This is a genomic window from Nonomuraea sp. PA05 (genome assembly GCF_008086045.1).
Lineage (GTDB): Bacteria > Actinomycetota > Actinomycetes > Streptosporangiales > Streptosporangiaceae > Nonomuraea > Nonomuraea monospora.
This window is the reverse complement of sequence record NZ_VSEY01000007.1, coordinates 126,998-152,262: the sequence shown is the minus strand read 5'-3', so window position 1 is coordinate 152,262 and position 25,265 is coordinate 126,998. Positions and strand designations below refer to the sequence as shown.

Sequence of the window (25,265 nt, the reverse complement as noted above, 5' to 3'; positions counted from 1 at the left end):
GCCCGCGGGATCAGAGCACGTTCTCGGGGGAGCTCAGCCAAACGTGAGTCCCGTCCTCCGCGACGGTGACGCCGAAGTCGCTCCAGTGCGGCTCTCCCCAGGCCACCCATCGGGCATACGCCTGCAGCACCTCGTCCCAGACCGGCCGGTCACCGGCCTGCTGCACGACATGCCTGCTGCGGCCCGGACGCCATGTGACCGTCGCCCACCGGCCCGCGTCCACCGGGTCCGACACCCACATGCACAGCCATTCACCGTCGTCATCAACGCCCGTCTCAGAGTGAGCGTGCAGTCCGGTCAGGGCTGAGATGGCCAGGTCCGCACCGGCGGACAGGTGGTCCAGCGCACGAGGGTCCAGCGCGGTCCAATAACGCCGCCGCTCGTCGTCACGCTCAGGGTTCTCATCAGGCCGCAGCCGCTGGGACCGCATCATCATGTACGCCGCCCCGTCCACGACCCGGCCCCGCGCGGTGCCGTCCGCCTGCACCACCAGCCGCAGGCAGTGACCGGCGCCGAAACCGGGATGCCACGGCAGGACAATGAGCGCGCCCGGCCTGCATTGCGCGACCCATGCGGGCGGAATGTCGCGGATGCCGCACGTGACGTGCACCCGGTCGTACGGCCCGTGTCCTGGGTGACCGGCCGCGCCGTCGCCGACCACCAGCCATGGGCGCAGTCCCGCGGCTGCGAGTTTCTTGGCGGCCTGCTCGGCGATGCCCGCATCCACCTCGATCGAGACGACGTTGTCCTGCCCGACCATGTGGGACAGGAGCGCGGCGGTGTATCCCGTGCCGGTGCCGATCTCCAGCACGCGGCATCCCGGCTCGGCCGCCAGGTGCTTGAGCAACGTGGCGACGGTGCCCGGCTGCGATGCCGACGACGTGTAGTCGCCTTCCAGGGCGGTCAACGGCGTGCGGCCATCGTCCAATTGCGTGACCACGTAGTGGTTGCCGTAGACCACCTCGAACCAGGCGTCGGGGTCGGCCTGGCGGTCGATCAGGCGCCGGCTGCCGGCTCTGGGCTCGATGAGACCGACGTCCGGGATGAAGAGATGGCGGGGTACAGCGCGTACAGCGGCACTGATGGCTTGGCTGATCGCGTCTTGACCGTCCAGGTCGAGCGTGGCGATCAGCCGGTCCAGGTGCGTGGCGATGTCCACTACTTCTTGTCCTGGTCCTGGTCCTTGCTCTTGCCGTGTGCGCCGCCAGGCGACTGCGGCAGCCCGTCCCCGGTGCTGCCTGCCTTCCCTCCGTCCTTCTTCTTGTCATACGGCCGGTCCGTGGGCTCGCCCTTGTGTCGACCCATGTCGTTCCCCTTCACCTGAGATGTGCTCAACGATTGGATTCGCAGCAACGCGAAGGTGCGGCGAGCAGAGCTAGGTGCGGGACGTACGGAGTGTCGCCCAGACCTTGTGCCCGATTTCGTCGTCGCCCTCGTAGCCCATGGTGTCGGCGAGGGTCTCGACGACGATCAAGCCCCGTCCATGCTCGGCGTCGGCCGCACAGGGCTTCCGGAGTGGAGGGCGATGACCCCAGCCGCAGTCGTAGACGGCCAGTCCGATCTCCTGGCTGGTTCGCGTGATCTCGACGATGAAGGTTCCGGCGCGGCGACTGCTGGACGCGTGCAGCACCGCATTCGCCGCGAGCTCAGTGATGATCAATTCAGCGTCCTCCCGGCAGGGGCTGTCGGCCAGTAGCAGGCCAGCGAGGTGTCGGGCGTGGGGTACCTGGTCCAATGTGCCGGGGTAGACGCGCCGCCAAGTCAGGCCACCGGGGTGCAGGTTGATCATCGCGTCCACGAGCATGCCGGAGACCGCCCGTGAGCCGCGTTGGTCTGAATTGAGCAACTGTACGTTCGAGCGTTGAATGATGCCGGCCACTCAAACACCACCTTTTTTTGCGGAGTTGACTCGCGGCGTCCGACCGCTGAACCCCGCTCGACTGATCTACTCGACTAGAGGAGTATCTTCCTAGGTATGACACACTCCTCTAGACGAGTCAAGGGGACCCTGGATAGATGGGGCGGGGTGATGATCTGCCTATCGGGCTGGGAGTTGGTAGGACAGAACATAAGCGTCGCTGGACAACACCGTGTCACACACCTCGACCGCCCGGCCTCCTGCGGCAAAAGCTGTACGCACAAGATGAAAGACCGGCACGCCTGGTGGCAGCTTCAGCGCTCGCACTTCATCCCGTACAGGCATGCGTGACCGGATCTCCTCATCAAAGTGGTCCAGCCGATAGCCCATCTCCTCAAGCCGGGCATAGATGCCGCCAGGACCGCTGTCGACCATGACGATGGGAGACTCCCGCGCGATCTCCGCGGGGACGAAGGAAACAGCCGTCTCAACCGGATGCCCGTCGATCAAGTATCGCCGTGAACGCACGATGACGCGTTCACCCGCCGCCAGGCCAAGCCGTGTCCGAACGAACTCAGGGGCTTCAGCCTCCTCGACCTTGATCGAGTCGACGGAAGGCTTCCCTCCCGTCCCCTCGACCTCAGCGATAAAGGCAGCCTTACCCTGATCACGATGCCGCCTGGCGAAGCGATCGGACGCCAGCCGGCGTACGGGCGGTCTTGACCGAACAAAGACACCTCTTCCATGCTCGGCAACAGTCAATCCTTCGCTCTGGAGCTCACGAAGCGCCTGACGAATCGTCATACGAGCAACCCCGTAGTGAGCGATGAGCCGGCTCTCTGAAGGCACCTTGTCGCCCGGCGCCAGGCTCCCGGTCTCGATGGCGTGCCTGAGGTGGTCAGAGATTTGCTTGAACACGGCCCGGTCGCTGGCTGGGTCGATCGAGGGCAGCGCCAGATCTCCCACCATCAACTCCTCAACTCGTACATACATGTAGCGTGGAGTCTAACCAGGTCGGCTCAGGCGGAGGAGTTCGTGGATCACAACAACCGCCACTCGGTCAGCGTCGCGGGCGTGATTCTCGACGGCCATGGCAGAGCGCTACTCACCCAGCGACGAGACAACCACCACTGGGAGGCTCCTGGAGGTGTCCTTGAACGGGACGAGGACATTCTGACCGGCTTGACCCGCGAGATACGCGAGGAGACCGGCCTCGAAGTCGAGCCCGTTGCCCTTACCGGCGTATACAAGAACATGACCCGGGCCATCGTCGCGCTCGTCTTCCGCTGCCACATCGTCGCCGGACGCCTGACGGCGACCGATGAGACCCGAGCCGCCCGATGGGTCACCGCCGATGAAGTGCGATCGCTGGCGACCGAAGCCTTCGCCGTACGCGTTGTCGATGCGATGAGGTTCACCGGCCTCCCCGCTGTGCGCCACCATGACGGTACACACCTGCTCAGCGCGGTGTCGCCCCTTCCTCCCCAAGGTTTCGCAACACCGGACTGCGGAGACCACCCGGGCCTTGCCTGACTCCTTCGCCAGGCTCGACCACGAATTCAACCGCGCGAGGCGGCGCGATCCCCGCACCCAGGAGTCACGGTCGTCGGCTTCCCACGTCCCTTGCAGCGACCGATCAGTGCCCGTACGGTTACGCTGAGCAATCGCAAGGTGTGGAGGATCTTGTGGGTGGTAAGCACGGCGGCAAGGACCCGACCGATCGGCCCCACAACGGCAAGTCGGCCAGCACCAATGATCACGAGGGCCAGAGCCCCAGCGGCGCACACAGCGACGGCAAGGGTGAGAAGAAGTAGTGGGGACTCCCCCTGACTACCTGGACCGGCTTCTCGCGGCCCTGGATCCGGAGAACGCGAGGGACATCAGCGGGTTCGTCAAGGACGCCGTCCGCGCGGTGCCCCGCCACCTCTTCGTGCCGGACGTGGGCCTGATCGATCCGTACGGACGCGAGCCGTACCTGATCGACCGCAGTGCCGATCCGAGCGCCTGGTGGGATGCCGTCGGCTCCGTCGAGCCCATCGTCACCCAACTCGATGACGGCAGGACCCCCCTGACCGTCCTGCCGAGCTACAACAGCTCGTCGTCGTCATCCTCACCGGCCACCGTTGCCGACCTGCTTAACCACCTCGCTCCGGAGCCGGGCATGCGGGTGCTGGACGTCGGCACTGGCACCGGGTGGACGGCCGGGCTGCTGTCCCACCTGGCAGGGCAGGAGAACGTCGTCTCGATCGAGGTGGACCAGGCCGTGTCCGACCAGGCTGCCAAGAACCTTGCCGCCGCGGGCCTTCGCCCCCACCTGGTCGTCGGTGACGGCGCGGCCGGCTACCCCGCCCTCGGGCCGTACGACCGCGTTCACGTCACCTGCGGCATCCGAGACATCCCGTACGCATGGGTCGAGCAGTGCCGGCCGGGGGCGGTCATCGTCCTGCCGTGGCATCCCGGGTTCGGTGCCAGCCACGCGCTTCGGCTGGAGGTGCAGGCGGACGGTACCGCGCAGGGGCGGGTCGTCGGCGGCGCCGCGTACATGATGATGCGTTCACAGCGGCTGCGCCCGGATCGCGAGCCCGAGCGGGAGGAGGACCGGCGCCACTACTGGAGCGCGCTCGACCCACGCGCGCTGGACGCCCTGTCCGCAGGCGCGGACCTGGCCATCTCCGCGCTGACCGGGCTGCACTCGCACACCCAGTCCTACCCGGAAGGCGACGGGGAACGGCTGCGCATGTGGGTGTCGGACCCCGGCGACGCGGGCCAGTGGGCCACCGCCGTGTGGCGTCCGGGCCAGACCAGGCACGCTGTCCATCAGGCCGGCGATCGGCCGGTGTGGGACGAGGTGCTGCATGCGTACACCCGTTGGGTGCAGTTGGGGGAACCGCACTGGAGCGACTTCGGCGTCACCGTCGAGAAGGACGGCACCCGCATCTGGCTGGGCTCACCCGAAAACGTGCTCTGATCCCAAGGGCCCCTGCGAGGGAACGCGCCACCCGTTCGGGCCCCGTGCCTTCCCTCGTGTTCCCGAGCTGGGGCCGGTCAGGCGGCTGCGCGGGTCCGGCGCACGCGCGCCGCTCAACCGCTGATCACGAAGGCAGCGATGTCTTCTATGCGTACGATCTCCCCACCCGCGCCCCAGTTGCCTTCCGGTATCTCGTTGATGTGCACCCATGCGCTGGTGGGCTGGTTGAAGCGGGCGGGGTCGCTGTCGGCGTCCGCGAGAACCCGCGTGACGCGCCGCACGATGTCCTGGCGTTTGTCGTCGGTCATCGAACCGGCGGGAACCCCTACTCGCACCACGTATTTGGGCTTCTCCCCGGCGGGCAGTTGCCGGCCGCCGACGAACCAGGCGTCGATCTCGTTGACCAGCAGCCACGAGATGGACCTGGCCGCCTCGTTGTCGGGGGCGCCCTCGGCGATCATCACCTCCGACACCAGTCGCCCGCCGATCTTCTCGCGGTGCTCCGGGTCGAGCGAGCCCTTAGGGACGAACAGTTCCACGAACGGCATCAGTCAGTCCTTTCATTAAACCCTCTTGGCCGTACTGTACGACTGTGGGTTTAATGAATCAACCCTCTAAACTGAGGGTCATGCAACGGACCAGCTTCGCTGAGATGCACTGCTCGATCGGACAGTCCCTGGAACGCGTGGGCGAATGGTGGACGCCGCTGATCGTGCGGGACCTCTACCTCGGCCTGCACCGTTTCGACGACATCGCCGAAGACCTCGGCATCGCCCGCAACCTGCTCACCCGCCGACTGGAGACGCTGGTGAACGACGGCATCGTGGAGCGCCGGGCGTACCAGGAGCGGCCGCTGCGGCACGAGTACCACCTCACCGAGGCTGGGCGCGAACTCGTCCCGGTGCTGATGGCGCTCATGGCGTGGGGTGACAAGTGGGTGACACCGGCGGGTGGCCCGCCGGTGCGCCTGGTGCACAACGAATGCGGCACGCACTTCACGCCGCAGGTCTGCTGCTCGGCGTGCGGGAACCCGGTGACCGCCGCCGGCGTGACGGCGCTGCCCGGCCCCGGCGCCGCCTACGGGCCGGGGACGAAGGTGCTGGCCAGACGCAGCGGGCTCGCGCCCGAGGGTGACTGAAAAGACAGTCTTCGGCTGAGCGCGTAGCGGAGCCCGGGGCCGCTGGCGCGGCGATACGGTGCAGAGGTGAGCACGACGACGTTCGACACGGCGATCAGGCAGGCCCGCGACCTGCTCCGATGGCGTTCCCCGCTGCGGACGGAGCTGTGGGCGGCACGGCTCACGGCCGAGTTGGAGGCGTCCGGGCAGGTGGAGGAGTTCCTGCGGCGGTCAGCCAAGGACGGCGGTCAGGAGGCTCGTCTCGGCCTCGCCGCCTTGGCCGCTGTCAACGGTCCCGTCGAAACGAGCACGCCCTTGATCGCCGTCAACGACCCGGCCGAGACAGACGCACCTCCGGGCGCGGTGAACGACCCGGCCGAGACAGACGCACCTCCGGGCGCGGTGAACGACCCGGCCGAGACAGACGCGCTTCTGGGCGTGGTGAACGACTTGGCCGAGGTAGATGCGCCGAATCAGCCGTACACCGCGGCCGGGTCCGGTGTGGCGGAGAGCCTGCCCGGGTGGGCGCGGCGGATGGGTCAAGTGAGCTGCGAGAACGCCTGGTACGGCAAGGCCGACGTCTATGGGGAGCAGGTGCTGGCGGTGCTGAGCTTCCGTTACGAGAACGGGAAGGAGCCGCACGTCCTCGTTGTCGGCATCGACCAGCCCAGCGGCGGGCTGGCCGTGGACGCGCTGGTCGAGGAGGCGAAGTTCCTCGACGAGTTGGAGCTGCGGGAAGCGGAGCCGCAGGTGGTCGCGGGCATGATCCTGGACGCCTTCGAGCTGACCGACCGCGTGATGGGTGCGCAGGTGGCCGACACGCTGCCCGGTGTGAGGTCGTTCGCGATCGCCCGTGCCCGCTCCGTGCCCCGCCAGGATGAGGCTCTCGGCCGCGCCGACACCTCGGTGACCGGGTTCGACGCGTTGCCCGATCTGCCTGGTGCCGGGGAGGCCTTCGGGAAACTGGCCGAGTTCGTGGGTGACCGGCCGTTGTGGTGGAGCCCGGCGAGGGTGTCGCAGTTTCTGACGCAGTGGCTGCCCAGGGAGGCGATTCTCAGCGACGAGGCGATCGCGGCGATGCCCGAGGTGGTGCGGGCCTGGGCCCGGCACAACGGTGATCAGCCTGCGGTGCTGCGCCGGATCGATGAGGAAGCGCCCTGGCTGGCCGCCCTCATGGCTGACGACTCGCTGGCTTCTCTGAACAAACGCCTGGCCCAGGCTGCTGCCATGCCTCCGCAGGAGGACTGAGGGTCCTTGTGCGGTGATGACGTGAAGATCGTGGAGGGGACGGTGGAGCGTGGCGGGGCGATGGGGTGATGCTCAGTGGTTATGTGATCGATCCGGATGGCAATCCGATTGAGCTCAGCGCTTATGGCCGCTGAGGGTTTGATGGTTTGCTGGGCTGGTTTTCGGGCCGTTGGTAACCGGGGTACAGGCGGGCGAATGCGCCGTAGGCGCGGGGGTGCGAGAGCGCCGCAGGCGCGGGGGTGCGAGAGCGCCGCAGGCGCGGGGGTGCGAGAGCGCCGCAGGCGCGGGGGTGCGAGAGCGCCGCAGGCGCGGGGGTGCGAGAGCGCCGCAGGCGCGGGGGTGCGCCGCGAGGCGCCCGATTAGATGCGCCTGAGCTTCGAGGCGCGCAGCGCCCACTCGCGAAGCCCTTTCGGGGCGGGCATCAGATGGGCAACCACCCCATCGGGCAACGGGTGGGCTAGAAGGCGTACCGGATGCGGCAGTACGGGAGGCGGGTTTCGATCAGGTCGGTCAGGGCCGTGACGTAGCGGCCCTTGTGGCCGTTGCGGTAGCGGACGTTCCAGCCGCCCGTCTCCGAGCGTTTGGCCTGCTGGAGTTCCGGGCGCCACAGTACTTCCTCCGCCTTGGGGTGCCAGCCGAGGTTGACCTGGTGCAGCCGGTCGTTGTGGGTCAGGAAGATGACTTCGGCGGCGAGTTGGCGGCGGGATTCCTCGTTCAGGGCGGAGTCGAGGTGGTCGAGGAGTTCGGCCCAGTCCTCCAGCCAGCCGTCACGTACCACGACCGGGCTGAAGTTGACGTGCACCTCGTAGCCGGCCGCCACGAAGTCGTTGATCGCTTCGATGCGGGCCGCGATGGGTGAGGTGCGGATGTCGAGGAGCTTGGAGTCGGCCGCCGGCATGAGGCTGAAGCGCACCCGGGTGCCGCCGCGCGGGTCCCAGTCGAGCAGGTCGCGGTTGACGTACTTGGTGGCGAAGCTGGCCTTGGCGTTGGGGAGGCGGGCGAACAGGTCGACCAGGTCGCGCACGTTGTCTGACACCGTGGCGTCGAGGGAGCAGTCGGAGTTCTCGCCGATGTCGTAGACCCAGGCGTGCGGGTCCACCTGGTTGGGCTCCGGCTTGGTGCCCTGACGGCCCGCGTGGCGTTCGATGTAGCCGAGGATCTTCTCGATGTTGGCGAAGACCGTGATCGGGTTGCTGTAGCCCTTGCGGCGCGGCACGTAGCAGTAGGCGCACGCCATCGCGCAGCCGTTCGCGGTGGACGGGGCGATGAAGTCGGCGGAGCGGCCGTTGGGGCGGGCGGTGAGTGACTTCTTGACGCCCAGGACGAGGGCCTCGGTCTTGATGCGGACCCAGCGGGCCACGTTCGCCTCGTCGCCGTAGAGCTCCGGGATGCGGTGGTGGCTCTCGACCTCGACGCGTTCGGCGTCCGGGAAGCGGGCCAGGATCTCCCGGCCTCGTGGCAGCTCGGCGGCGGCGGGTTCGAGGTAGATGCGCCGGATGTCCAGCAGCGGGTTACGGATCGTGGTGGTCATGTCACTTCCAGGCTACCCGTGCAGGTCAAGTGGGGTGGTGTACGGGGGTGCGGGGCTGCCCGCGCCGGGGGTCGAGCGGGGGCAGGCGGGCGGAGATGGGCGAGCGGACGGGCTAGACGGGCGGAGATAGGCGGGCGGACGGGGCAGGCGGGCGCGCGGAGGAGGCGAGCGCGGAGGAGGCGAGCGCGGAGGAGGCGAGCGCGGAGGAGGCGAGCGCGGAGGAGGCGGGCAAATGGGGCAGGCGGGTGGGGCGGGCGTATGGGGATGCGGCTACGCGCGCTGGTCGAGTGGGCAGGCGTAGGCGGTCCTGGAGGCGAGCTGCCAGGTCGTGACGGGTGTGCCGCAGCGACGGCAGTGCTCGCGTTTGTAGACCCACCGCTCGTCGGGCGCCGCCGGATCGCTGACCACCTGCCCAACGTCACGCCCCAGCGCCATGTACGAGGACGCGGCCTCCCACAGCCGCCCGGCGGCGGGTTCGTCGAGGGCGCGGGTGTCCGGGTGCAGGCCGGTCAGGAAGAGCAGCTCCGCCCGCCAGGCGTTGCCGACGCCCGCCCACACCTTCTGGTCGAGCACGGCGGCCCCCACCGGCCCCCGGAACGCGGTCAGCCGCCGTACCGCCTCCTGCGCGCAGGCGTCGTCGCGCAGCGGGTCGGGTCCGAGGGAGGCGAACAGCGCGCCGACGCCGGTCGCGTCGAGGGGTTCGCAGCGGGAGGGGGCGATGAGGTCGTAGGCGACCTCGCCGGTGGCCAGTCGGAGCCGGGTGCCGCCGCGAGGCTCGACCGCCGGGTCGTCGTAGCGGAGGAAGAGCCCGCGCATGCCGAGGTGCACGTGGACGGCGGGGGCGTCGTCGAAGTGGTAGAGGAGGTGCTTGCCCACTGCCTCCACCGAGCGCAGCCGCCGTCCGTCGTAGGGCTGCGCCTCGAAGCGGCCCTGGGGGCTGGAGGCGTGCACGACGTGGCCGGCCAGGTCCGCGTGCTGTTCGCGGGCGTGACGGTGGATGAGGTGTCCTTCGGGCATGCCCGGGGCTTACCCCGCCAGCGCGGAGGGCATCCACGAGGCCTACCCCGCGAGCTGGGCCGCCGCGCTGGTGAGCAGCAGGTCGAGGGCCGTCGGGTAGGCGCTGTTGTTCATCCGGGCGACCAGCAGCGGCGCGGTGGCCGCGATGTTGGGGTGGGTGGCGGCGGGCAGTCGCGCGTACGTGTCGCGCCACACCTCCTCATCGGCCTCCCGCGCCGCCTTGGGCAGGGCGAGGGTGGCGGCGTCGAGGATGGCGAAGGCCAGGCTCTGGTCGATGAAGGCGTGATAGATCCGTACGGCGTCCGCGTCCGCGAACCCGGCCCCCCGCAGGATCCCGAGGATGGTCTCGTCGCCGGCCACCTCGTTGGGCCGCCCGGTGACGCGGCTGGCGGTCAGTACGGCGGCCTGCGGGTGCGCGAGGTAGGCGTTGTGGATGCGGTTGCCGAGCTCGCGCAGGTCGGCCCGCCAGTCGCCGCTGGGGCTGAAGGACGTCATGGCGCGGCCGAACAGCTCGTCGGCGATGGCCAGGATCAGGTCGTCCATGCCGCGGAAGTACCGGTAGACGGTGCTGGCGTCGGCGCCGAGGGCGAGGCCGAGGCGGCGGGCGGTGAGCCCGGCGGGCCCGTGCTCGCGCAGCATGCGCAGCGCGGTCTCGACGATGAGCGCGTGGCTGAGCACCTGCCCCTGTTTGGTGGGCCGCCGCCGCCGGCGTGCCGCTTCCGGCACCACCCGCTTGGCCATGGAACGCCTCCCTTATGCCAACGCCATTGACGTTGATAACCCTACGAGCGTTTGATGTAGGACACACCCCCCAAAAAAGCCATAAAAGGGGATCTATCGTCATGCGTATCCTTCTTGTGGGAGCCGGCGGCGTGGGAACCGCCATCACCCGGATCGCCGCCCGCCGCCCGTTCTTCGACCACATGGTGGTCGCCGACTACGACCTGCCCCGCGCCAAGGCGGCCGTCGCCGCGCTCGGCGACGAGGCCGCCAGGTTCACCCCCGCCAGGATCGACGCCGCCGACGCGGGCGCGGTCGCCGCGCTGCTGGCCGAGCACCGCTGCGACGTCCTGCTCAACGCCACCGACCCCCGATTCGTGCTGCCGCTGTTCGACGTCGCCCTCGCCGCGGGCGTCGACTACCTGGACATGGCCATGTCGATGTCCAAGCCGCACCCCGTCCGCCCGTACCAGGAGGTGGGCGTCAAGCTGGGCGACGAGCAGTTCGCCCGCGCGCCCGAGTGGGCCGAGCGGGGCAGATTGGCGCTGGTCGGCATGGGTGTCGAGCCCGGTCTGGCCGACGTCTTCGCCCGCCACGCCGCTGACGAGCTCTTCGACGAGATCGAGGAGATCGGCATCAGGGACGGCGCGAACCTCACCGTGGACGGCTACGACTTCGCCCCCTCCTTCTCCATCTGGACCACCATCGAGGAGTGCCTCAACCCGCCGCTGATCTACGAGAAGAGCCGCGGCTGGTACACCACCGAGCCGTTCAGCGAGCCGGAGATCTTCGACTTCCCCGACGGCATCGGCCCCGTGGAGTGCGTGAACGTCGAGCACGAGGAGGTCGTGCTGGTGCCCAGGTGGATCCCGGCCCAGCGGGTGACGTTCAAGTACGGCCTGGGCGAGGAGTTCATCGGCACCCTCAAGACCCTGCACGCGCTGGGCGTGGACCGCACCGAGCCGGTCGCGGTCAGGACCGACCAGGGCACCGCCAGGGTGTCGCCGCGCGACGTGGTCGCCGCCGTGCTGCCCGACCCGGCCGAGCTGGGCGCGCGCATGCACGGCAAGACGTGCGCCGGCACCTGGGTGAAGGGCGTCAAGGACGGCCGGGCCCGCGAGGTGTATCTGTACCACGTGGTGGACAACCAGTGGTCGATGCGCGAGTACGGCTCGCAGGCCGTCGTCTGGCAGACCGCGGTCAACCCGGTGATCGCCCTGGAGCTGCTGGCCACCGGCGTCTGGCGGGGCGCGGGCGTGCTGGGGCCGGAGGCGTTCGAGCCCCGGCCGTTCCTGGACCTGCTGGTCGAGTACGGCTCCCCCTGGGGCATGCGCGAGCAGTGAGGGGGCCGGGGGCCGCCGCCGGATCCGGACATTGGATCATTGTGGTGCCGCAACCCGTACATCGGAGGAACCCTCGTGAGCATCGCCGACGATCCCGACCGCGCACCGGCCCGCTCCCACCTGTACGCCATGGGCCTGTCGGAGGAGGAGATGCGCCGCCCCGTGGTCGGCATCGCCTCCACCTGGACCGGCACCATGCCGTGCAACCTGAACCACCGCGAGCTGGCCGCCGAGGTGGCCGAGGGCGTGCGGGCGGCGGGCGGGCTGCCGATGGAGTTCAACACCATCGCGGTCTCCGACAACCTCACCATGCACACCCCCGGCATGCGCACGTCGCTCGTCAGCCGGGAGGTCATCGCCGACTCGATCGAGCTGATGGGCCTGGCCCACCAGTTCGACGCGCTGGTGGCGATCGTCGGCTGCGACAAGACCGTCCCTGCGGGCATCATGGCGCTGGCCAGGCTGGACGTGCCGTCGGTGATCCTCTACAGCGGCAGCATGGTGCCCGGCCGCTGGCGCGGGCGCGACGTCACCATCCAGGACATGTGGGAGGCGCTCGGCGAGCGCGAGGTCGGCCGGATGAGTCAGGACGACCTCGACGACCTGGCCCGGCACGCCTGCCCGGGGGCGGGCACCTGCGCCGCCCAGTACACCGCCAACACCATGGGCACGGTCGCCGAGTTCCTGGGCCTGGCCCCGTTCGGCATCGGCGACATCCCGGCGGTGGCCGAGGAGAAGGGCGCCGCGGCCCGCCGGATCGGCGAGCTCGCCATGGACGCGCTGGCGCGCGACGCCCGCCCCTCGCGCGTCCTCACCGAGGACGCCCTGCACAACGCGATCGTGTCGGTGGCGGCCATGGGCGGCTCCACGAACGCCGTGCTGCACCTGCTGGCCATCGCCCGCGAGGCCGGGCTGCCGCTGGAGATCGACCGGATCGGCGAGGTCTGCCGCCAGGTGCCGATCATCACCGGGCTCAAGCCGAGCGGCGGCGACGCCACCGCGCTGGACCTGTGGCGGGCCGGCGGCACCTCGCTGGTGGTGCGCCGCCTGCTGGAGGCGGGCCTGCTGCGCGAGAACGTCACGCTGGTGGACGGCCGCACGCTGGCCGACGTGGCCGCGCAGGCGCGGGAGACGCCGGGACAGGAGGTGGTGGCGAGCGCGGAGCAGCCGTTCAAGCGGCGCGGCGCGCTGGCCATCCTGCGCGGCTCGCTGGCTCCCGACGGCTGCGTGCTCAAGCTCGGCGGCAAGGACGACTTCCGCCACGAGGGCCCGGCCAGGGTGTTCGACTCGGAGAGCGACTGCTACACCGCCATCCAGGAGGGGCGGATCGTGGCCGGGGACGTCATCGTGGTCCGCTACGAGGGCCCGGCGGGCGGGCCCGGCATGCGCGAGATGCTCTCCATCACCGGCCCGCTGGTCGGCCGCGGCCTGGGCTCGTCGGTGGCGCTGGTCACCGACGGCCGGTTCAGCGGGGTCTCGCACGGGCTGGTGATCGGGCACGTGGCGCCCGAGGCCTACCGCGGCGGGCCGATCGCGCTGGTGCGCGACGGCGACACGGTGGTAATCGACAGCGCCGCCGGGACGCTCGACCTGCTGGTGCCCGAGGCGGAGCTGGCCGAGCGGCGGGCCGCGTGGGTGCGGCCTGAGCGGGAGGTCGAGCGGGGTGTGCTGACCAAGTACGTCGCGACGGTCGGGTCCGCGTCGGACGGAGCCGTCACCACCTGAGGATCGAGCAGCGGGTGGGGGCGGCTATGCTGCGTTCTGGCGTTTGCCCCCACCCCTGACCTAAGGAGACTTACGCGATGTACAAGGAGTTCGCGGGCGAGGTCGTGATGTGGCTCGTGCCGGTCGTGGTGCTGATCGGAGTCGCGCTCCTCGTCACCGCGTGAGCCCCGAGGGGCCGGTCGGACCGGCCCCTTTCAGCCACGTCAGCGGTAGTACCGGTACGCCACGGACGTCTTGGCGTAGGTGCGGAAGTTCCCGTATCCGTCGATGTAGTCGTTCCACGCCTCCGACAGCCGCGCGGTGCGGACGGTGCAGCCCGCGTAGCGCACCTTGCGCGCCGCGATGCGACCGACGTTGTCGTAGCAGGAGCCGACCTTGCGCCCGTTGACCTTGAGGGTCACGTTGAGCTTGACGTTGAAGAGGTTCTTGCGCGAGATGTTCGTGATCCGCACCTTGATGCGGCAGGTGTCCTCGCACTTGCCCCAGGAGGACTTCGTGCGGATGAGCTGGGCGCTCGTGGTGGTGGCTTCGGCGGGCACGGCCATCAGCGTGGTCGCGGCAGCGGCCACTAACGCCGTGGCGGCAAGGCGTTTGAACATTTCGCCCCCATAGTCGAGACAGTCGCTCCCCCCTGTGGCAGCGACACGTACATGTCCGACTACTACCAGGCAGCCCACTTTCTCGGGTTCGCCGGGGATGATCCGATACGAAACGGTTATCCCTTTATCTCGGGCTTATCCGCCCGCAACCTGACGGGGTCAGGACGCCCACGCCAGCAACGGCCCCCCTTGCCTGAGCCGTCTCAACGCCTGCTTCTCCAGCTGCCTGATGCGTTCCCTGGTGAGCCCCAGATGCTGGGCGATCTCCGTGTAGGTGCGGACCTCCTCCCCGGTCAGCCCGTACCGGAGCCTGATCACGAACGCCTCCCTCGGCGGCAGCGTCGTGACCACCTGGCGCAGCTCGGCGCTGAGCGCGCGGCGCTCGGTCAGCTCCTGCACCTGCAGCCCGTCCTCGTCGGCGATCATGTCGCCGATCCGGCCCTCGCCGTGCTCGCCCACCGGGACGTCCAGGCTGACCATGTCCTGGCCGAGCCTGCGTAACGCCGCGACCTGGGCGGACGACCGCTCGGCCACCCGCGCCAGCTCCGCGTCCGTAGGCTCCCTGCCCAGCTCGGCGGCGAGCTGCCGCTCCACCCTGATCAGCCGCGACAGCTCCTCCGCGACGTGGATCGGCAGCCGCACGGTACGGCTCTTGTCGTGGATCCCGCGCTCGATGGCCTGGCGGATCCACCACATCCCATACGTGGAGAATTTGTATCCCCGCGTGTAGTCGAACTTCTCCACCGCTCTGATCAGCCCGAGATTGCCCTCCTGGATGATGTCAAGCAACGGGAGCCCCCGGAAGGAGTACCGCCTGGCGGCGGACACCACGAGCCGGAGGTTGGACCTGATGAGCAGGTCCTTGGCGCGCTTGCCATCGAGCGCGACGAGTTCGATTTCTGGCGTGCCCTTGCCACGCTCGATCAGATGGCCCGCGTACAGGCCTGCCTCGATCCGCCGGGCGAGCTCCACTTCGTCCGCGGCGGAGAGCAAGGGGGTCTTTCCGATCTGCTCGAGGTACGTACCGAGCAGATCGGGCTCTTCGGCCGACATGTTCGGGGACTACCCGGTAAACGGCGGCGAATGCCCCTCTTCGTTCAGTTCGGCGATGGCCAGCTCCGCCGTACTGCGGATATCGAAGAACTTGTCCAGCGCGGTGATCGCGAACAGATGCTTGCACCGGCCGTTCAGCCCCGACAGCAGCAGCCGCCCGCCGGAGGCCGTGACCGCCTTGTGCAGGTAGACCAGCACCGACAGCCCCGAGGAGTCACAGACGCTGACCGCCTGCATGTCGATGACCAGCATCGGGGGCTGCGTGAGATCGAGCGCCTTGGTGACGCGGTCGCGCACCTCAGCCGCGGACCCGAAGTCGAAATCCCCCGTCAACCGCGCGATGACGCAGGGTCCCTGGAGCCCGAGGCTGATCGACAAGGCCTGCTCCGAAGTCACCCAGCTCCACCTACCCGCGTCGCTCTCCCGATCCACCCACTTTACGAGAAGTAGCGCTTCGGGTTGAACACCAGCATCTGCTCAATCTGGTCATCGGTCACACCCGAGTCCAGCAGTGCGGCCAAGACGTCGTCGTGAATGTGATCGTAGCGCCAGTTCGGCGCCAGCGTACGACGGGCCTCGTCCCAGGACCCGCCGAAGTAGTCCATGAAGCAGGCGGTGTCGTGGCTGAGAACCATGCGATCGGCGTATCCGCGCTGGCAGAGGGCCGCGATCGTGGCCACGCGCTGGGACGTGGGATTGAAGGCGTCCAGACCGAATCGGTCCATCCCGAGGATTGCGCCCGTGTCGGCCAGCCGCATGAGGTAATCGAGGTCGTTGCTGTCGCCGGCGTGCCCGACGACGACCTTCTCCAGGTTCACGCCCTCCTTGGCGAACAGGTCGAGCGCGATCAGGCCGCTCTGCGTGAACGCGTTCGTGTGGACGGTGATCGGCGCGCCCGTTCGCACGTGCGCCTGCGCGACGGCCCGGCCGATGCGCTCGACGCCGGGCGTGAGGCCCTTGGCCTCGACCACGCACTTGAGGAAGGCCGCCTTGACGCCGGTGTCGGCGATGCCCACGGTGAGGTCGCGGACGAAGTCGTCGATCATCGGGTCCGGGCAGTCGATGAACAGGCCTGGGCCGCGGTGCTCGTACTGGTGGGGCAGCTCCTCGAAGGAGTAGATGCCGGTGGCGGCGACGATGTGCAGGCCGGGGACCTGCTCGGCGATCCGCTGGACGCGCGGGATGTAGCGGCCCAGGCCCCAGACCGTCGGGTCCACGATGGTGCGCACGCCCTTGGCCGCCGCCGCGTTGAGCTTGGTGACGGCGTCCGCCACCCGGAACTCCTCATCCCACCAGGCGCCCTTGCCGTAGTTGTCCACGTGTTCGGTGGCGACCACGAAGACGTGTTCGTGCATCAGGGTCTGCCCAAGCTCGTCGACGTCCACGGGGCCGCGCAGGGTTTCGACGGTGGGCATGCACGCCTCCATACCGGCTGGTCGGTGTGGCCGCCAACCTAGGCTTTCGGACGACCTCCGTCAACAGGCCCACCGCGTGTCCGCCGTACCGCGTAGATCACCAGCCCGGCCGCGAACACCGCCGCCCCCGCCACCACCGACGCGACCGGCAGCGTGGCCGCCAGCGCCAGGCACAGCACCAGCCCGGCCACGGGAACGACGCGCGGCGGCGCCCCCTCGTCCCGCCCGAGCGTGAGCGCGCAGGCGTTGGCGACCGCGTAGTAGACCAGCACGCCGAACGAGGAGAACCCGATCGCCCCCCGCAGATCGGCCACCAGCAGCAGCACGATCACCGCGCCCCCGACGGCCAGCTCGGCCCGCCGCGGCACCTGCCGGGCCGGATCCACGGCGCTCAGCACGCCGGGCAGGTCGCGCTCGCGCGCCATGGCCAGCACCGTGCGCGAGACCCCCAGCAGCAGCGCCAGCAGCGCTCCCAGCGCCGCCACCGCCGCCCCGGCCCTGACCACCGGCGCGAGCCCGCCGTATCCGGCCTCCCGCACCAGGTCGGCCAGCGGCGCGCCGGACGTGGCCAGCAGCTCGGGCTGGAGCGTGCGCAGCGCGGCCACGGCGACCAGCGCGTAGACGACCAGCGTGATGCCCAGCGCGATGCCGACGGCCCTGGGGATGGTGCGGGCGGGATCGCGCACCTCCTCGCCGAGGGTGGCGATCCTGGCGTACCCGGCGAAGGCGAAGAACAGCAGCCCGGCCCCCTGCATGACCCCCCACACGTCGGCGGGGTACGCGCCGGCCGCGTTGCTCAGGAACGCCTCCGGCGCGGGCGCGTAGGCGAACCAGCCGAAGGCGGCCGAGTCCTCGCCCAGCAGCCCGACCGCGATCACCATGATCAGCACGGCCAGCACGAACGCCACGATGATCCGCGCCACCCCCGCCGACCGCTGCACCCCGAACAGGTTGAGCACGGTCAGCACGGCCACCGCGACGATCGCGAGCGGCCGTTCCAGGCCGGGCAGGGCGTAGCCGCCGAACGTGAGCGCCATGGCCGCGCAGGACGCGGTCTTGCCGATGGTGAAGCCCCAGCCCGCCAGGTAGCCCCACAGGGGCCCGAGGCGACGCCTGCCGTAGACGTAGGTGCCGCCGGACTCGGGATACAGGGCGGCCAGGCGGGCCGAGGAGGTGGCGTTGCAGTACGCGACGACGGCGGCCAGCGCGAGCGAGGCGAGCAGCCAGTGCCCGGCGGCCGCGGCGGCGGGCGCGAAGGCGGCGAACACGCCCGCGCCGATCATCGCGCTCAGGCCCACGACGACCGCGTCGGTGGTGCCCAGCCGTCTGGCGAGTTCGTCCGGCAATGTCCGCCTCCTCAGGAGGCTCTCACTCTGCCGCAACGGACCGGCTCTCCGCACCAACGCCCAGGTGAACGCCGCAAGACGGGGGTCAGCCGCCCTTGCCGTTCGGGCCCGGCACCACCAGCACGGGCCGGTGCGCGTGGTGCAGCACCCGGTCCGACGTGCTGCCCAGCAGCAGGGAGCGCACCCCGCCCAGCCCCCTGGTGCCGGTCACGATGAGCTGAGCGTCCAGCTCGTCGGCCACGTCCACGATGGTCGACCACACGGCCACGGAGTCCACGTCGCACCGCGGCGTCGCGTCCAGGCCCGCCTGCTGGGCCAGCTCGGCGCCCTGCTTGGCCAGCTCGCTCATCGCCTGGCCGATGGCCTCGTCCTCCACGCCCGACTGGTCGACGGCCACCATGAGCCCGGCGGACGTCCTGGCGGAGGTCATCGCCAGCCGCTCCCACACCGTCAGCACCACCGCGTGCTGGCCGCGGAACAGCTGGGCTGCGAAGGCGATGGCGGCCTTGGAGTCGTCGGACCCGTCATATGCGATCAAAATCGTCATCTCAACCACTCCTGGAAACGAGGATCGGGATCCCCCTCTTTCCCAGGCGACGCGGTTCAAGCCTCACGCCATCACCGGCGACACAGCGCGCCGGGCGGACGGCCTGAGCAGCGACAGCCCCGCCAGAGCCAGCACGCCCAGCTCGGTCACGACCACGATCCGCTGCACCAGCCCGGCCGGGATGTCGTCGTTGCTCAGCGGAATGCCGAACATGCGCACCACGTACGGGATCACGACCAGCACCAGCGCGCCGATGGCCAGCATGCTGAGCAGCCGCGTCGCCCCGGCGTACCGGATCTTGGCCTTCACCAGCAGCAACCCGGCGGCCGGCATCACCAGGAACGCGGCGAACGCGGCGTAGCGGTGGATGCCGCCCGACAGCGACAGCGCCACGCCGGGCCGGTCGGTCGGGAAGGCCCCGATCAGGAACATGCTCGCCCCCCACACCACCAGCAGCGCGACGATCCAGCGGCTCATGCCGGCCCGCCGCGTCGCCTCGGCGATCAGCGCGGCACCCGCGGCGAAGAGGGTCAGCGAGGCGGGCAGCAGCCATCCGGCCGACTGCCACACGTACTCGCTGATCACGCTGTGGAACGGATCCAGGTCGGATCCGGCGTGCAGGGTGAGCATCGCGCCGCTCCCCGCGCCGATGGCCGCGAAACCAGTGAAAAGCAATCCCTTCATGCCCTTAAGCTCGTGGAATGCGGGCTTTGCGAACATCGGAGATGGTCCCGAAGCGGCCCTGAAGTCCCCCTTAAGACCTTGGTTCGACCGCCCCCTAGGCGAGGCCGTTGACCTGCCCTTCCTTGACCCCCGGTAGGGGAAACCCCCTCAGGGTGATGAGGGTTGCCCTGAAGGCGATTTGACTTGGAGCGCACTCTAAGGTCCACGCTGGACGCATGACGATCCAGGAGGCCGCGCAGCGGTCCGGCCTGAGCGCTCACACGCTGCGCTACTACGAGCGCATCGGGCTGATCCACTCCGTGGGCCGCAACAGCAGCGGCCACCGCGACTACGCGGAGGAGGACCTCCGGTGGCTGGAGTTCCTCACCAGGCTGCGCACGACGGGCATGCCGATCGCCGACATGTGCCGGTACGCGGAGCTGCGCCGCATGGGGCCGGAGACGGCCGGCGAGCGCAGGCGGATGCTGGAGCTGCACCGTGACCGCGTCAGCTCCAGGATCGCCCAGCTCAGCCAGGACCTGGAGGTCCTGGACTACAAGATCGACAATTACCGCAGGGGGCGGCAGACATGAACAAGCGCACTCTCGGCAGGGACGGCCTCCAGGTCTCGGCCCTCGGGCTCGGCTGCATGGGCATGTCCGAGTTCTACGGCCAGGGCGACGAGGAGGAGTCGATCGCCGTCATTCACCGCGCTCTCGACCTTGGCATGAATTTTCTGGACACCGCCGACATGTACGGCAGCGGCGCCAACGAGGAGCTGGTCGGCCGGGCCATCCGGGACCGGCGCGACGACGCCGTGGTGGCCACCAAGTTCGGCATCAAGCGCGACGGCACCACCCGCACCGTCGAGAACAGCCCCGAGTACATCAGGGCCGCCTGCGACGCCTCGCTCCAGCGGCTCGGCATCGACCACATCGACCTGTACTACATGCACCGCCGCAACCCCGACGTGCCCATCGAGGAGTCGGTCGGCGCCATGGCCGACCTGGTGCGCCAGGGCAAGGTCCGCCACCTCGGCCTGTCGGAGGTGAGCGCCGACACGCTGCGCAAGGCGAACGCCGTGCACCCGATCGCGGCCCTGCAGAGCGAGTACTCGCTGTTCACCAGGGGCCTGGAGGCGGAGATCCTGCCGGCGGCCAGGGAGCTGGGGGTCGGGCTGGTGGCGTACTCGCCGATCAGCCGCGGCCTGCTGTCGGCGGCGCTGCCCAGCGCCGCCGAGCTGCCCGCCGACGACTTCCGCCGCCACCTGCCGCGCAACACCGGCGAGAACGCCGAGCACAACCGGGCCCTGGCGGCGGAGGTCAAGAAGATCGCCGACGCGGGCGGGATGACGGCCGCCCAGCTCTCCCTGGCCTGGCTGCTCGCCCAGGGCGAGGACGTCGTGCCGATCCCCGGCACCAAGCGGCTGAAGTACCTGGAGGAGAACGCCGCCGCCGCGGACCTCACGCTCACGCCCGCTCAGCTCGACGCGCTGGCCACGGCCGTGCCCGCGGACGCCGTGCGCGGCACCCGCTACCCCAGCATGAACGAGGTCGAGCGTTAGGGAAGCACGAAGTAGGCGCGGATCGCGGTGGCGCCCGCGCGGGTGTGCACGCGCACCAGGTCGCTGAGGAGGTTGACGATGAGCAGGCCGCGAGAGCCCGCGTCACGCGGATCGACCGGCCTGCGGCCCACCAGCGGGTCGGTGATGTGCCCCGCGTCGCTGACCTCGCACACCAGCCGGTCGTCCTCGGCCCACACCCGCAGCACGCCGGAGCCGCCGCCGTGGTCGAGGCTGTTGGCGCCCAGCTCGGCCACCGCGAGCCTGATGTCGTCCAGCCGGTCTCCGTGGAAGCCCAGCGCGGTGGCCTCCTGGGCGGCCAGCGTCCGTACGGCCGACAGGTTCGTGTGGTCGAAGCTCAGCGAGGCGAACTTCCCCGGCTCGTCGAGCGGCCGGTTGTGCCCCTCGACGACCAGCTCGGGCGCGTAGTCGTCGCTGGCCCACTCGCTCGTCGCGTCACGCAGCACGGGGTGGGTGCGGGCCGCCTCGCGGATGACCTCGTCGGTCAGCCCCGCCAGGTCGTACGGGCACAGGATCGTCACCCTGCGCCCGGTGAACGCCAGATTGATCAGCGCCTCGTGCTGGGCGCAGGCCGGGTACTCCGTGGCGGTGCGACCGGCCCAGATGGGCTCGCCGATGATCCGGACGTGCCGGTCGAGATGCCGGTCGGCGAAGGCGCGCAGCACGCCGGGGATGATCCGCCCGGGGTTGCGCCCGGCCTGGGTCATGTCGAGCAGGAGCACGTCGCTCGCCTGCGCGCCGAGCTCCGCCTCGATCAAGGCCAGGTTCCAGGGCGGCACGGCCACCGCGACGGGCTCACCGGCCGCGAGCCCCTCGCGGATGAACGCCGTCGTCGCAGACACGTACTCGCCGCCGCCCCGGTAGAAGAGCGCCGGATGTACGAACGGTTCCGCCCACATCAGCACTACGCTACCTAACGTTGAGGAGTTCACGGCAATCCGTTGGGTACCTATTGAGTTGTGAAGAGAGTCCAGCTCATCCGCCGCCCCCGTCCCGAGCGCCGCCCGTCCCCCCTCGACCTTCGCACCCCATCCGGGCGACGCCTCCCGTTCTGATCCCCGCGCGCCTATGCTCGGGACATGTCGGAAATGCAGATGCGGGTCTCCGACGAGGACCGGGAGCGCACCACCCAGCAGCTCCAGCAGGCGTTCTCGGAGGGCCGGCTGAACCGGTCCGAGCTTGAGGAGCGGCTCGGGGCGGCACTGTCCGCGAAGACCTACGGTGACCTGCTCGAACTGATCACCGATCTGCCGGCAGCCCAGCCGCAGGCCGACGGCGTGGTCGAGCTGGGGTCCAAGAACGGCAACGTCAAGCGTTCCGGCGACTGGGCGGTCCCGCGCCGGCTGCGCGTGTCCTCCAAGTACGGCAGCGTGGAGCTGGACTTCACCGAGGCCGTCATTCCCCACCAGGTCGTGGACGTCGAGCTGGACCTCACCTACGGATCCGCCAAGATCATCCTTCCTGAGGGCGCGGTGGCGAACGTGGACGGATTCCAGGCCGACTGGGGCCATCCGTCGTCCAAGGTGCCGAGCAGGCCCCGCCCCGGCGTGCTCTGCGTGGTGATCACCGGCAGGGCCAAGTACGGCGGCCTGACCGTGCGCTATCCGCGCAAGCGCTGGTTCACCCACTGATGGAACAGGGCGATGTGGTGCTCGCTCGGCACGAGCACCCCGCCCTCCCGGTACGCCCGTGACGACATGCCGGGCTGCGTGCGCTCGCAGGCGTCGAAGTCCTGCTCGTTGACCCGGTGGAACAGCTCGACCGACAGCGTCAGGTCGGCTCCCGAGGCGACGACGTCGGGGTGGTAGAGCCAGTCGCACTCGACCACGGTGCGGTCGGCGGCCATGGGGAACATCCGGTGCAGGATCACGTGGTCGGGCACCAGGTTCACGAACACCTGGGGCTTGACGGTGATCGCGTAGTAGCGGCGGTCCTGCTCCTCGGACACCTCGGGCAGCCTGCCGAACCCGGCGCTGCCGTCCACGGTGAACCCCTCGGCCCGCTCGGCGAACTCCGCGCCGTGGCCCACGTAGTACTGCGCCGCGTAGCCGCCGGCGAACTCGGGCAGCACGGCGGTCAGCTCCGGGTGGATGGTGGCGCAGTGGTAGCACTCCATGAAGTTCTCGACCAGGAGCTTCCAGTTGGCCTTGACGTCGTAGACGATGCGGCGGCCGAGCGCGAGCCGATCCACCTGGTAGTGCTCGATGGCGGCGGGGTCGCCGAGCCGCTCGGTGGCCGCGTACGTCACGCTCTGCTCGAAGGACGGCGGCTCGGCGGCCAGGCACACCCAGGCGTACCCGAGCCATTCGCGCAGGTGCACGGGCACCAGCCCGTACTCGACGCGGTCGATGTCGGGCATCTTCGCCAGGTTCGGCGCGGCGGCCAGCCGGCCGTCGAGGTCGTAGGACCAGGCGTGATAGGCGCACCTGATCGTCCGCCTGACCTCGCCCGACTCCTCCGGGCACAGCCGGGCGCCGCGATGCCTGCAGACGTTGAGGAACGCGCGCAGCAGGCCGTCGCGCCCGCGCACCACGAGCACGTTCTCGCGGCCGACCTGGACGGTCCTGAACGCGCCCGGCGCAGGCAGGTCGCCCGATCGGACGGCGCAGAACCAGAGGCTTTCGAAGATCTTGGCCTGCTCGTCGGCGAAGATCTCGGGGTCGGTGTAGGCGCGGCCGGGAAGCGTGGAGATCAAGCTCGACGTGGTGGTCAACCGACACCCCTTGTTGCGTATTACGCAGCGAGTTGCTCTATATGCGACATCGTCAGACGGCCTCAGAAGGCTGTCAAGAGGTAGCTGCTGTAGTGGCGGAGCATCGCGGTGTAGGCCTTCGTCGCGAGCCGGTCGGGGATCAGGCGCACGATCGGCCCCTGCCTGTCGGTCAGCTCGGTGCCCGCCATCCTGGCGGGCCTGCGCACCACCTTCGACCTGGCCCGCTCGTACGCGCGCAGGTCCCCCAGCGAGCGGGCGAGCAGCCAGGCGTCCTCCAGCGCCTGGTTGGCGCCCTGCGCCATGGTGGGCGGCATGGTGTGCGCTGCGTCGCCGGCCAGCGTGACAGGGCCCCTGCCCCACACGCCGGGGATCGGCTGCTTGTGGTGCGGGAAGAAGTCGGGTTCCGTCATCGTGGCGAGGATGCCGGGCACCGGGTCCGTCCAGCCACGGAACCGCTCCCGCAGCCGCTCCACCACGTGCGGGTCGCCGGCCCAGAAGGGGCGCCCGGGAGCGGAGCGCACGTCGAACCACCACAGCAGCCGCCCCCGTCCGGCCGGGATCAGCCCGCACAAACCCTGCCTGCCCGCGATCATCACCGCCCGGTGGCCCTCGGTCAGCGCGGTCGGCATGGTGGTGAACCCCTGCCAGGTGACCCAGCCGCTCAGCTTCGCCCGGTCGTCCCCGATCAGGGCCTCGCGCACCACCGAACGGCGGCCGTCGGCGCCCACCAGCACGTCGCCGCGCACGGTGCGGCCGTCCGACAGCCGCACCTCGGCCCGCCCGGGCACCACGTGCTCGGCGCGCGCCCCGTACGTCACCGGCACGCCGTCGGCGAGCAGCTCGACCAGCTCGCTGCGGGCCACGTGCACGACGGGGTGGCCGTAGCGGCGCTCGGGCACGGTGAGATCGACGGTGAGCAGCCGCCGCCCGTCGGCGGCCCACGACTCCAGGGTCTCCAGCCGCCGGCCGACGCCTGTGAGGTCGGCCTTCAGCTCCTCCAGGATGGCGGTGCTGCCGGGCCAGAGCGAGACGGAGCCGCCGGCCGTGCGCGGCTCGGGGGCCTCCTCGTACACCTCGGCGTCGTGCCCCGCGTTCAGCAGGCCGCGGGCCAGGGCGAGCCCCGCGACGCCCGCGCCGATGACGATTACCCTCATAACGTCTCCCATTACTGAGACCCTGGATATCAGATACTAGGAGTATCACAATGTCTGTGCGCGGCCGCAAGCCCGACCCCACGGTCGATCACCGCATCAGGCAGGCCGCGGCCGGGCTGGTGCTCTCCCACGGTCTCGACTTCACCATGGACGACGTGGCCGCGGCGGCAGGCGTGGGCAGGGCGAGCGTGTTCCGCCGCTACGCCTCCAAGCGCGACATGCTGCTCGAAACGCTCACCGGCCTGATGAACGCGCACGTCTCCATCCCCGACACCGGATCGCTCGAGGGCGACCTGCGCGTGGTGATCACCGACACGCTCGGCCTGTGGCACCAGCCGGGCGTCGCCCGCATGGCCAAGCAGGTGTACGGCGAGGCGGGCCGCGACCCGGCGGTGGCCGAGCTCATCCGCACCTCCATGCGCAGCCGGATGGAGCGGTCATGGGTGGTCTACGAACGCGCGATCGAGCGCGGTGAGCTGCCGCCGAACGCCGACCTGTGGATGCTCACCGACCTGTTCACCGGCTTCGTCTCCTACCGGGGGCTCCTGGATCTTCCGCTGCCCGATCCGGAGGAGATCGTGCAGGTCCTGCTGCACGGCTTTACGTCCGCTTGATACCCGTGGTGTTAGTGGGGTGCAAGCGGCGGTCAAGTTCGGGCCCATAATG

At 69.9% G+C, this 25,265-nt stretch carries 29 protein-coding genes; 11 read left to right on the top strand and 18 right to left on the bottom strand.

Features of this window, described 5'->3' with window-relative positions:
- Positions 1-10: 10 nt before the first annotated feature.
- The 4 genes from FXF51_RS13335 to FXF51_RS13325 all read right to left on the bottom strand — a co-directional run bounded on the left by FXF51_RS13335 (position 11) and on the right by FXF51_RS13325 (position 2,827).
- Positions 11-1,159: a methyltransferase domain-containing protein gene (locus FXF51_RS13335; RefSeq protein WP_148434645.1), complete on the bottom strand. Its 1,149-nt coding sequence runs from the start codon at positions 1,157-1,159 to the stop codon at positions 11-13.
- Positions 1,159-1,305 (bottom strand): hypothetical protein, encoded by a 147-nt coding sequence (locus tag FXF51_RS60755; RefSeq protein WP_187414351.1) that lies wholly within the window; start codon positions 1,303-1,305, stop codon positions 1,159-1,161. The genes FXF51_RS13335 and FXF51_RS60755 overlap by 1 nt, the downstream gene beginning before the upstream one ends.
- Before the next feature lie 70 nt (positions 1,306-1,375).
- A complete protein-coding gene (locus FXF51_RS13330) occupies positions 1,376-1,879 on the bottom strand; it encodes an ATP-binding protein (protein ID WP_148434643.1) in 504 nt (167 codons plus the stop codon).
- 159 nt (positions 1,880-2,038) lie between these two features.
- On the bottom strand, positions 2,039-2,827 hold the full coding sequence (locus FXF51_RS13325; RefSeq protein WP_148434641.1) for a GntR family transcriptional regulator: 789 nt from the start codon (positions 2,825-2,827) through the stop codon (positions 2,039-2,041).
- A gap of 66 nt (positions 2,828-2,893) precedes the next feature.
- Between FXF51_RS13325 and FXF51_RS13320 the strand changes: the two genes are divergently transcribed.
- The 3 genes from FXF51_RS13320 (at position 2,894) to FXF51_RS13315 (ending at position 4,826) form a co-directional block, all read left to right on the top strand.
- Positions 2,894-3,391: an NUDIX hydrolase gene (locus FXF51_RS13320; protein WP_148434639.1), complete on the top strand. Its 498-nt coding sequence runs from the start codon at positions 2,894-2,896 to the stop codon at positions 3,389-3,391.
- A 152-nt stretch (positions 3,392-3,543) separates the two neighbouring features.
- Positions 3,544-3,672, top strand: coding sequence for a hypothetical protein (locus FXF51_RS62570; protein ID WP_262379493.1), 129 nt, complete (start codon positions 3,544-3,546; stop codon positions 3,670-3,672).
- On the top strand, positions 3,672-4,826 hold the full coding sequence (locus tag FXF51_RS13315; protein WP_148434637.1) for a methyltransferase domain-containing protein: 1,155 nt from the start codon (positions 3,672-3,674) through the stop codon (positions 4,824-4,826). Before FXF51_RS62570 ends, FXF51_RS13315 begins: the two co-directional genes overlap by 1 nt.
- Before the next feature lie 113 nt (positions 4,827-4,939).
- Here the strand turns inward: FXF51_RS13315 and FXF51_RS13310 are convergent, their stop codons facing one another.
- The gene (locus tag FXF51_RS13310; protein WP_148434636.1) at positions 4,940-5,374 is read right to left on the bottom strand and encodes a tautomerase family protein; all 435 of its coding nucleotides are present in this window, start codon (positions 5,372-5,374) and stop codon (positions 4,940-4,942) included.
- Between the two features lie 80 nt (positions 5,375-5,454).
- Here FXF51_RS13310 and FXF51_RS13305 point away from each other — a divergent pair, with 80 nt between their 5' ends.
- Together FXF51_RS13305 and FXF51_RS13300 are read left to right on the top strand one after the other, a co-directional pair.
- Entirely contained in the window at positions 5,455-5,964 is a 510-nt protein-coding gene (locus tag FXF51_RS13305; RefSeq protein ID WP_187414350.1) for a winged helix-turn-helix transcriptional regulator, read from the top strand.
- A 66-nt stretch (positions 5,965-6,030) separates the two neighbouring features.
- Positions 6,031-7,191 (top strand): hypothetical protein, encoded by a 1,161-nt coding sequence (locus FXF51_RS13300; RefSeq protein ID WP_148434634.1) that lies wholly within the window; start codon positions 6,031-6,033, stop codon positions 7,189-7,191.
- Positions 7,192-7,648: 457 nt separating this feature from the next.
- Here FXF51_RS13300 and FXF51_RS13295 read toward each other — a convergent pair whose 3' ends face one another.
- The 3 genes from FXF51_RS13295 to FXF51_RS13280 form a co-directional block, all read right to left on the bottom strand.
- Positions 7,649-8,722 carry a spore photoproduct lyase family protein gene (locus tag FXF51_RS13295; protein ID WP_148434632.1) on the bottom strand — a complete coding sequence of 358 codons (1,074 nt, stop codon included), beginning with the start codon at positions 8,720-8,722 and terminating at the stop codon, positions 7,649-7,651.
- A gap of 270 nt (positions 8,723-8,992) precedes the next feature.
- The gene (locus FXF51_RS13285) at positions 8,993-9,739 is read right to left on the bottom strand and encodes an Fpg/Nei family DNA glycosylase (protein ID WP_148434630.1); all 747 of its coding nucleotides are present in this window, start codon (positions 9,737-9,739) and stop codon (positions 8,993-8,995) included.
- Positions 9,740-9,781: 42 nt separating this feature from the next.
- Positions 9,782-10,480 carry a TetR/AcrR family transcriptional regulator gene (locus FXF51_RS13280; protein ID WP_148434628.1) on the bottom strand — a complete coding sequence of 233 codons (699 nt, stop codon included), beginning with the start codon at positions 10,478-10,480 and terminating at the stop codon, positions 9,782-9,784.
- 101 nt (positions 10,481-10,581) lie between these two features.
- Between FXF51_RS13280 and FXF51_RS13275 the strand changes: the two genes are divergently transcribed.
- The gene (locus tag FXF51_RS13275; protein WP_148434627.1) at positions 10,582-11,802 is read left to right on the top strand and encodes a saccharopine dehydrogenase family protein; all 1,221 of its coding nucleotides are present in this window, start codon (positions 10,582-10,584) and stop codon (positions 11,800-11,802) included.
- 75 nt (positions 11,803-11,877) lie between these two features.
- Complete coding sequence (gene ilvD / locus FXF51_RS13270; protein ID WP_148434625.1) at positions 11,878-13,527, top strand: dihydroxy-acid dehydratase; 1,650 nt, start codon at positions 11,878-11,880, stop codon at positions 13,525-13,527.
- Between the two features lie 203 nt (positions 13,528-13,730).
- Here ilvD and FXF51_RS13265 read toward each other — a convergent pair whose 3' ends face one another.
- From FXF51_RS13265 to FXF51_RS13235, 7 genes are all read right to left on the bottom strand, one after another.
- Positions 13,731-14,126, bottom strand: a complete 396-nt coding sequence (locus tag FXF51_RS13265; protein WP_148434624.1) for a hypothetical protein — start codon at positions 14,124-14,126, stop codon at positions 13,731-13,733.
- Positions 14,127-14,285: 159 nt separating this feature from the next.
- Positions 14,286-15,179 carry an RNA polymerase sigma factor RpoD/SigA gene (locus FXF51_RS13260; RefSeq protein WP_148434622.1) on the bottom strand — a complete coding sequence of 298 codons (894 nt, stop codon included), beginning with the start codon at positions 15,177-15,179 and terminating at the stop codon, positions 14,286-14,288.
- A gap of 9 nt (positions 15,180-15,188) precedes the next feature.
- Positions 15,189-15,575 carry an STAS domain-containing protein gene (locus FXF51_RS13255; RefSeq protein ID WP_187414349.1) on the bottom strand — a complete coding sequence of 129 codons (387 nt, stop codon included), beginning with the start codon at positions 15,573-15,575 and terminating at the stop codon, positions 15,189-15,191.
- A gap of 41 nt (positions 15,576-15,616) precedes the next feature.
- The gene (locus tag FXF51_RS13250; protein WP_148434619.1) at positions 15,617-16,594 is read right to left on the bottom strand and encodes a phosphotriesterase; all 978 of its coding nucleotides are present in this window, start codon (positions 16,592-16,594) and stop codon (positions 15,617-15,619) included.
- Positions 16,595-16,632: 38 nt separating this feature from the next.
- On the bottom strand, positions 16,633-17,940 hold the full coding sequence (locus FXF51_RS13245; RefSeq protein ID WP_262379492.1) for an APC family permease: 1,308 nt from the start codon (positions 17,938-17,940) through the stop codon (positions 16,633-16,635).
- A gap of 85 nt (positions 17,941-18,025) precedes the next feature.
- Complete coding sequence (locus tag FXF51_RS13240) at positions 18,026-18,487, bottom strand: universal stress protein (protein WP_148434617.1); 462 nt, start codon at positions 18,485-18,487, stop codon at positions 18,026-18,028.
- A gap of 63 nt (positions 18,488-18,550) precedes the next feature.
- Positions 18,551-19,171: a DUF998 domain-containing protein gene (locus tag FXF51_RS13235; RefSeq protein WP_187414348.1), complete on the bottom strand. Its 621-nt coding sequence runs from the start codon at positions 19,169-19,171 to the stop codon at positions 18,551-18,553.
- A gap of 215 nt (positions 19,172-19,386) precedes the next feature.
- On the opposite strand from FXF51_RS13235, the gene FXF51_RS13230 reads away from it, so the two are divergent.
- Together FXF51_RS13230 and FXF51_RS13225 are read left to right on the top strand one after the other, a co-directional pair.
- Complete coding sequence (locus tag FXF51_RS13230) at positions 19,387-19,743, top strand: MerR family transcriptional regulator (RefSeq protein ID WP_148434613.1); 357 nt, start codon at positions 19,387-19,389, stop codon at positions 19,741-19,743.
- On the top strand, positions 19,740-20,714 hold the full coding sequence (locus FXF51_RS13225) for an aldo/keto reductase (protein WP_148434611.1): 975 nt from the start codon (positions 19,740-19,742) through the stop codon (positions 20,712-20,714). Before FXF51_RS13230 ends, FXF51_RS13225 begins: the two co-directional genes overlap by 4 nt.
- On the opposite strand, the gene FXF51_RS13220 is transcribed toward FXF51_RS13225, so the two are convergent.
- Complete coding sequence (locus FXF51_RS13220; RefSeq protein ID WP_148434609.1) at positions 20,711-21,631, bottom strand: sensor histidine kinase; 921 nt, start codon at positions 21,629-21,631, stop codon at positions 20,711-20,713. The two genes, FXF51_RS13225 and FXF51_RS13220, sit on opposite strands and share 4 nt — an antisense overlap.
- A 180-nt stretch (positions 21,632-21,811) precedes the next feature.
- On the opposite strand from FXF51_RS13220, the gene FXF51_RS13215 reads away from it, so the two are divergent.
- Positions 21,812-22,363: a DUF1707 domain-containing protein gene (locus FXF51_RS13215; RefSeq protein ID WP_262379491.1), complete on the top strand. Its 552-nt coding sequence runs from the start codon at positions 21,812-21,814 to the stop codon at positions 22,361-22,363.
- Here FXF51_RS13215 and FXF51_RS13210 read toward each other — a convergent pair.
- Both FXF51_RS13210 and FXF51_RS13205 read right to left on the bottom strand, forming a co-directional pair.
- Entirely contained in the window at positions 22,333-23,445 is a 1,113-nt protein-coding gene (locus FXF51_RS13210; protein WP_148434607.1) for an aromatic ring-hydroxylating oxygenase subunit alpha, read from the bottom strand. The genes FXF51_RS13215 and FXF51_RS13210 overlap by 31 nt on opposite strands.
- A 62-nt stretch (positions 23,446-23,507) precedes the next feature.
- Positions 23,508-24,599, bottom strand: coding sequence for an FAD-dependent oxidoreductase (locus FXF51_RS13205; RefSeq protein ID WP_187414347.1), 1,092 nt, complete (start codon positions 24,597-24,599; stop codon positions 23,508-23,510).
- A gap of 50 nt (positions 24,600-24,649) precedes the next feature.
- On the opposite strand from FXF51_RS13205, the gene FXF51_RS13200 reads away from it, so the two are divergent.
- Positions 24,650-25,213, top strand: a complete 564-nt coding sequence (locus tag FXF51_RS13200) for a TetR-like C-terminal domain-containing protein (RefSeq protein WP_148434603.1) — start codon at positions 24,650-24,652, stop codon at positions 25,211-25,213.
- The last annotated feature ends 52 nt before the right edge of the window (positions 25,214-25,265 follow it).

Coding starts and splice junctions, on each gene's coding strand:
- FXF51_RS13240 (WP_148434617.1), bottom strand. CDS start 18,487: ATGACGATTTTGATCGCATATGACGGGTCCGACGACTCCAAGGCCGCC.
- FXF51_RS13220 (WP_148434609.1), bottom strand. CDS start 21,631: ATGTGGGCGGAACCGTTCGTACATCCGGCGCTCTTCTACCGGGGCGGC.
- FXF51_RS13295 (WP_148434632.1), bottom strand. CDS start 8,722: ATGACCACCACGATCCGTAACCCGCTGCTGGACATCCGGCGCATCTAC.
- FXF51_RS13305 (WP_187414350.1), top strand. CDS start 5,455: ATGCAACGGACCAGCTTCGCTGAGATGCACTGCTCGATCGGACAGTCC.
- FXF51_RS13200 (WP_148434603.1), top strand. CDS start 24,650: ATGTCTGTGCGCGGCCGCAAGCCCGACCCCACGGTCGATCACCGCATC.
- FXF51_RS13325 (WP_148434641.1), bottom strand. CDS start 2,827: ATGGTGGGAGATCTGGCGCTGCCCTCGATCGACCCAGCCAGCGACCGG.
- FXF51_RS13260 (WP_148434622.1), bottom strand. CDS start 15,179: ATGTCGGCCGAAGAGCCCGATCTGCTCGGTACGTACCTCGAGCAGATC.
- FXF51_RS13285 (WP_148434630.1), bottom strand. CDS start 9,739: ATGCCCGAAGGACACCTCATCCACCGTCACGCCCGCGAACAGCACGCG.
- FXF51_RS13215 (WP_262379491.1), top strand. CDS start 21,812: ATGTCGGAAATGCAGATGCGGGTCTCCGACGAGGACCGGGAGCGCACC.
- FXF51_RS13205 (WP_187414347.1), bottom strand. CDS start 24,599: ATGAGGGTAATCGTCATCGGCGCGGGCGTCGCGGGGCTCGCCCTGGCC.
- FXF51_RS13235 (WP_187414348.1), bottom strand. CDS start 19,171: ATGAAGGGATTGCTTTTCACTGGTTTCGCGGCCATCGGCGCGGGGAGC.
- FXF51_RS13225 (WP_148434611.1), top strand. CDS start 19,740: ATGAACAAGCGCACTCTCGGCAGGGACGGCCTCCAGGTCTCGGCCCTC.
- FXF51_RS13250 (WP_148434619.1), bottom strand. CDS start 16,594: ATGCCCACCGTCGAAACCCTGCGCGGCCCCGTGGACGTCGACGAGCTT.
- FXF51_RS13275 (WP_148434627.1), top strand. CDS start 10,582: ATGCGTATCCTTCTTGTGGGAGCCGGCGGCGTGGGAACCGCCATCACC.
- FXF51_RS60755 (WP_187414351.1), bottom strand. CDS start 1,305: ATGGGTCGACACAAGGGCGAGCCCACGGACCGGCCGTATGACAAGAAG.
- FXF51_RS13310 (WP_148434636.1), bottom strand. CDS start 5,374: ATGCCGTTCGTGGAACTGTTCGTCCCTAAGGGCTCGCTCGACCCGGAG.
- FXF51_RS13230 (WP_148434613.1), top strand. CDS start 19,387: ATGACGATCCAGGAGGCCGCGCAGCGGTCCGGCCTGAGCGCTCACACG.
- FXF51_RS13280 (WP_148434628.1), bottom strand. CDS start 10,480: ATGGCCAAGCGGGTGGTGCCGGAAGCGGCACGCCGGCGGCGGCGGCCC.
- FXF51_RS13265 (WP_148434624.1), bottom strand. CDS start 14,126: ATGTTCAAACGCCTTGCCGCCACGGCGTTAGTGGCCGCTGCCGCGACC.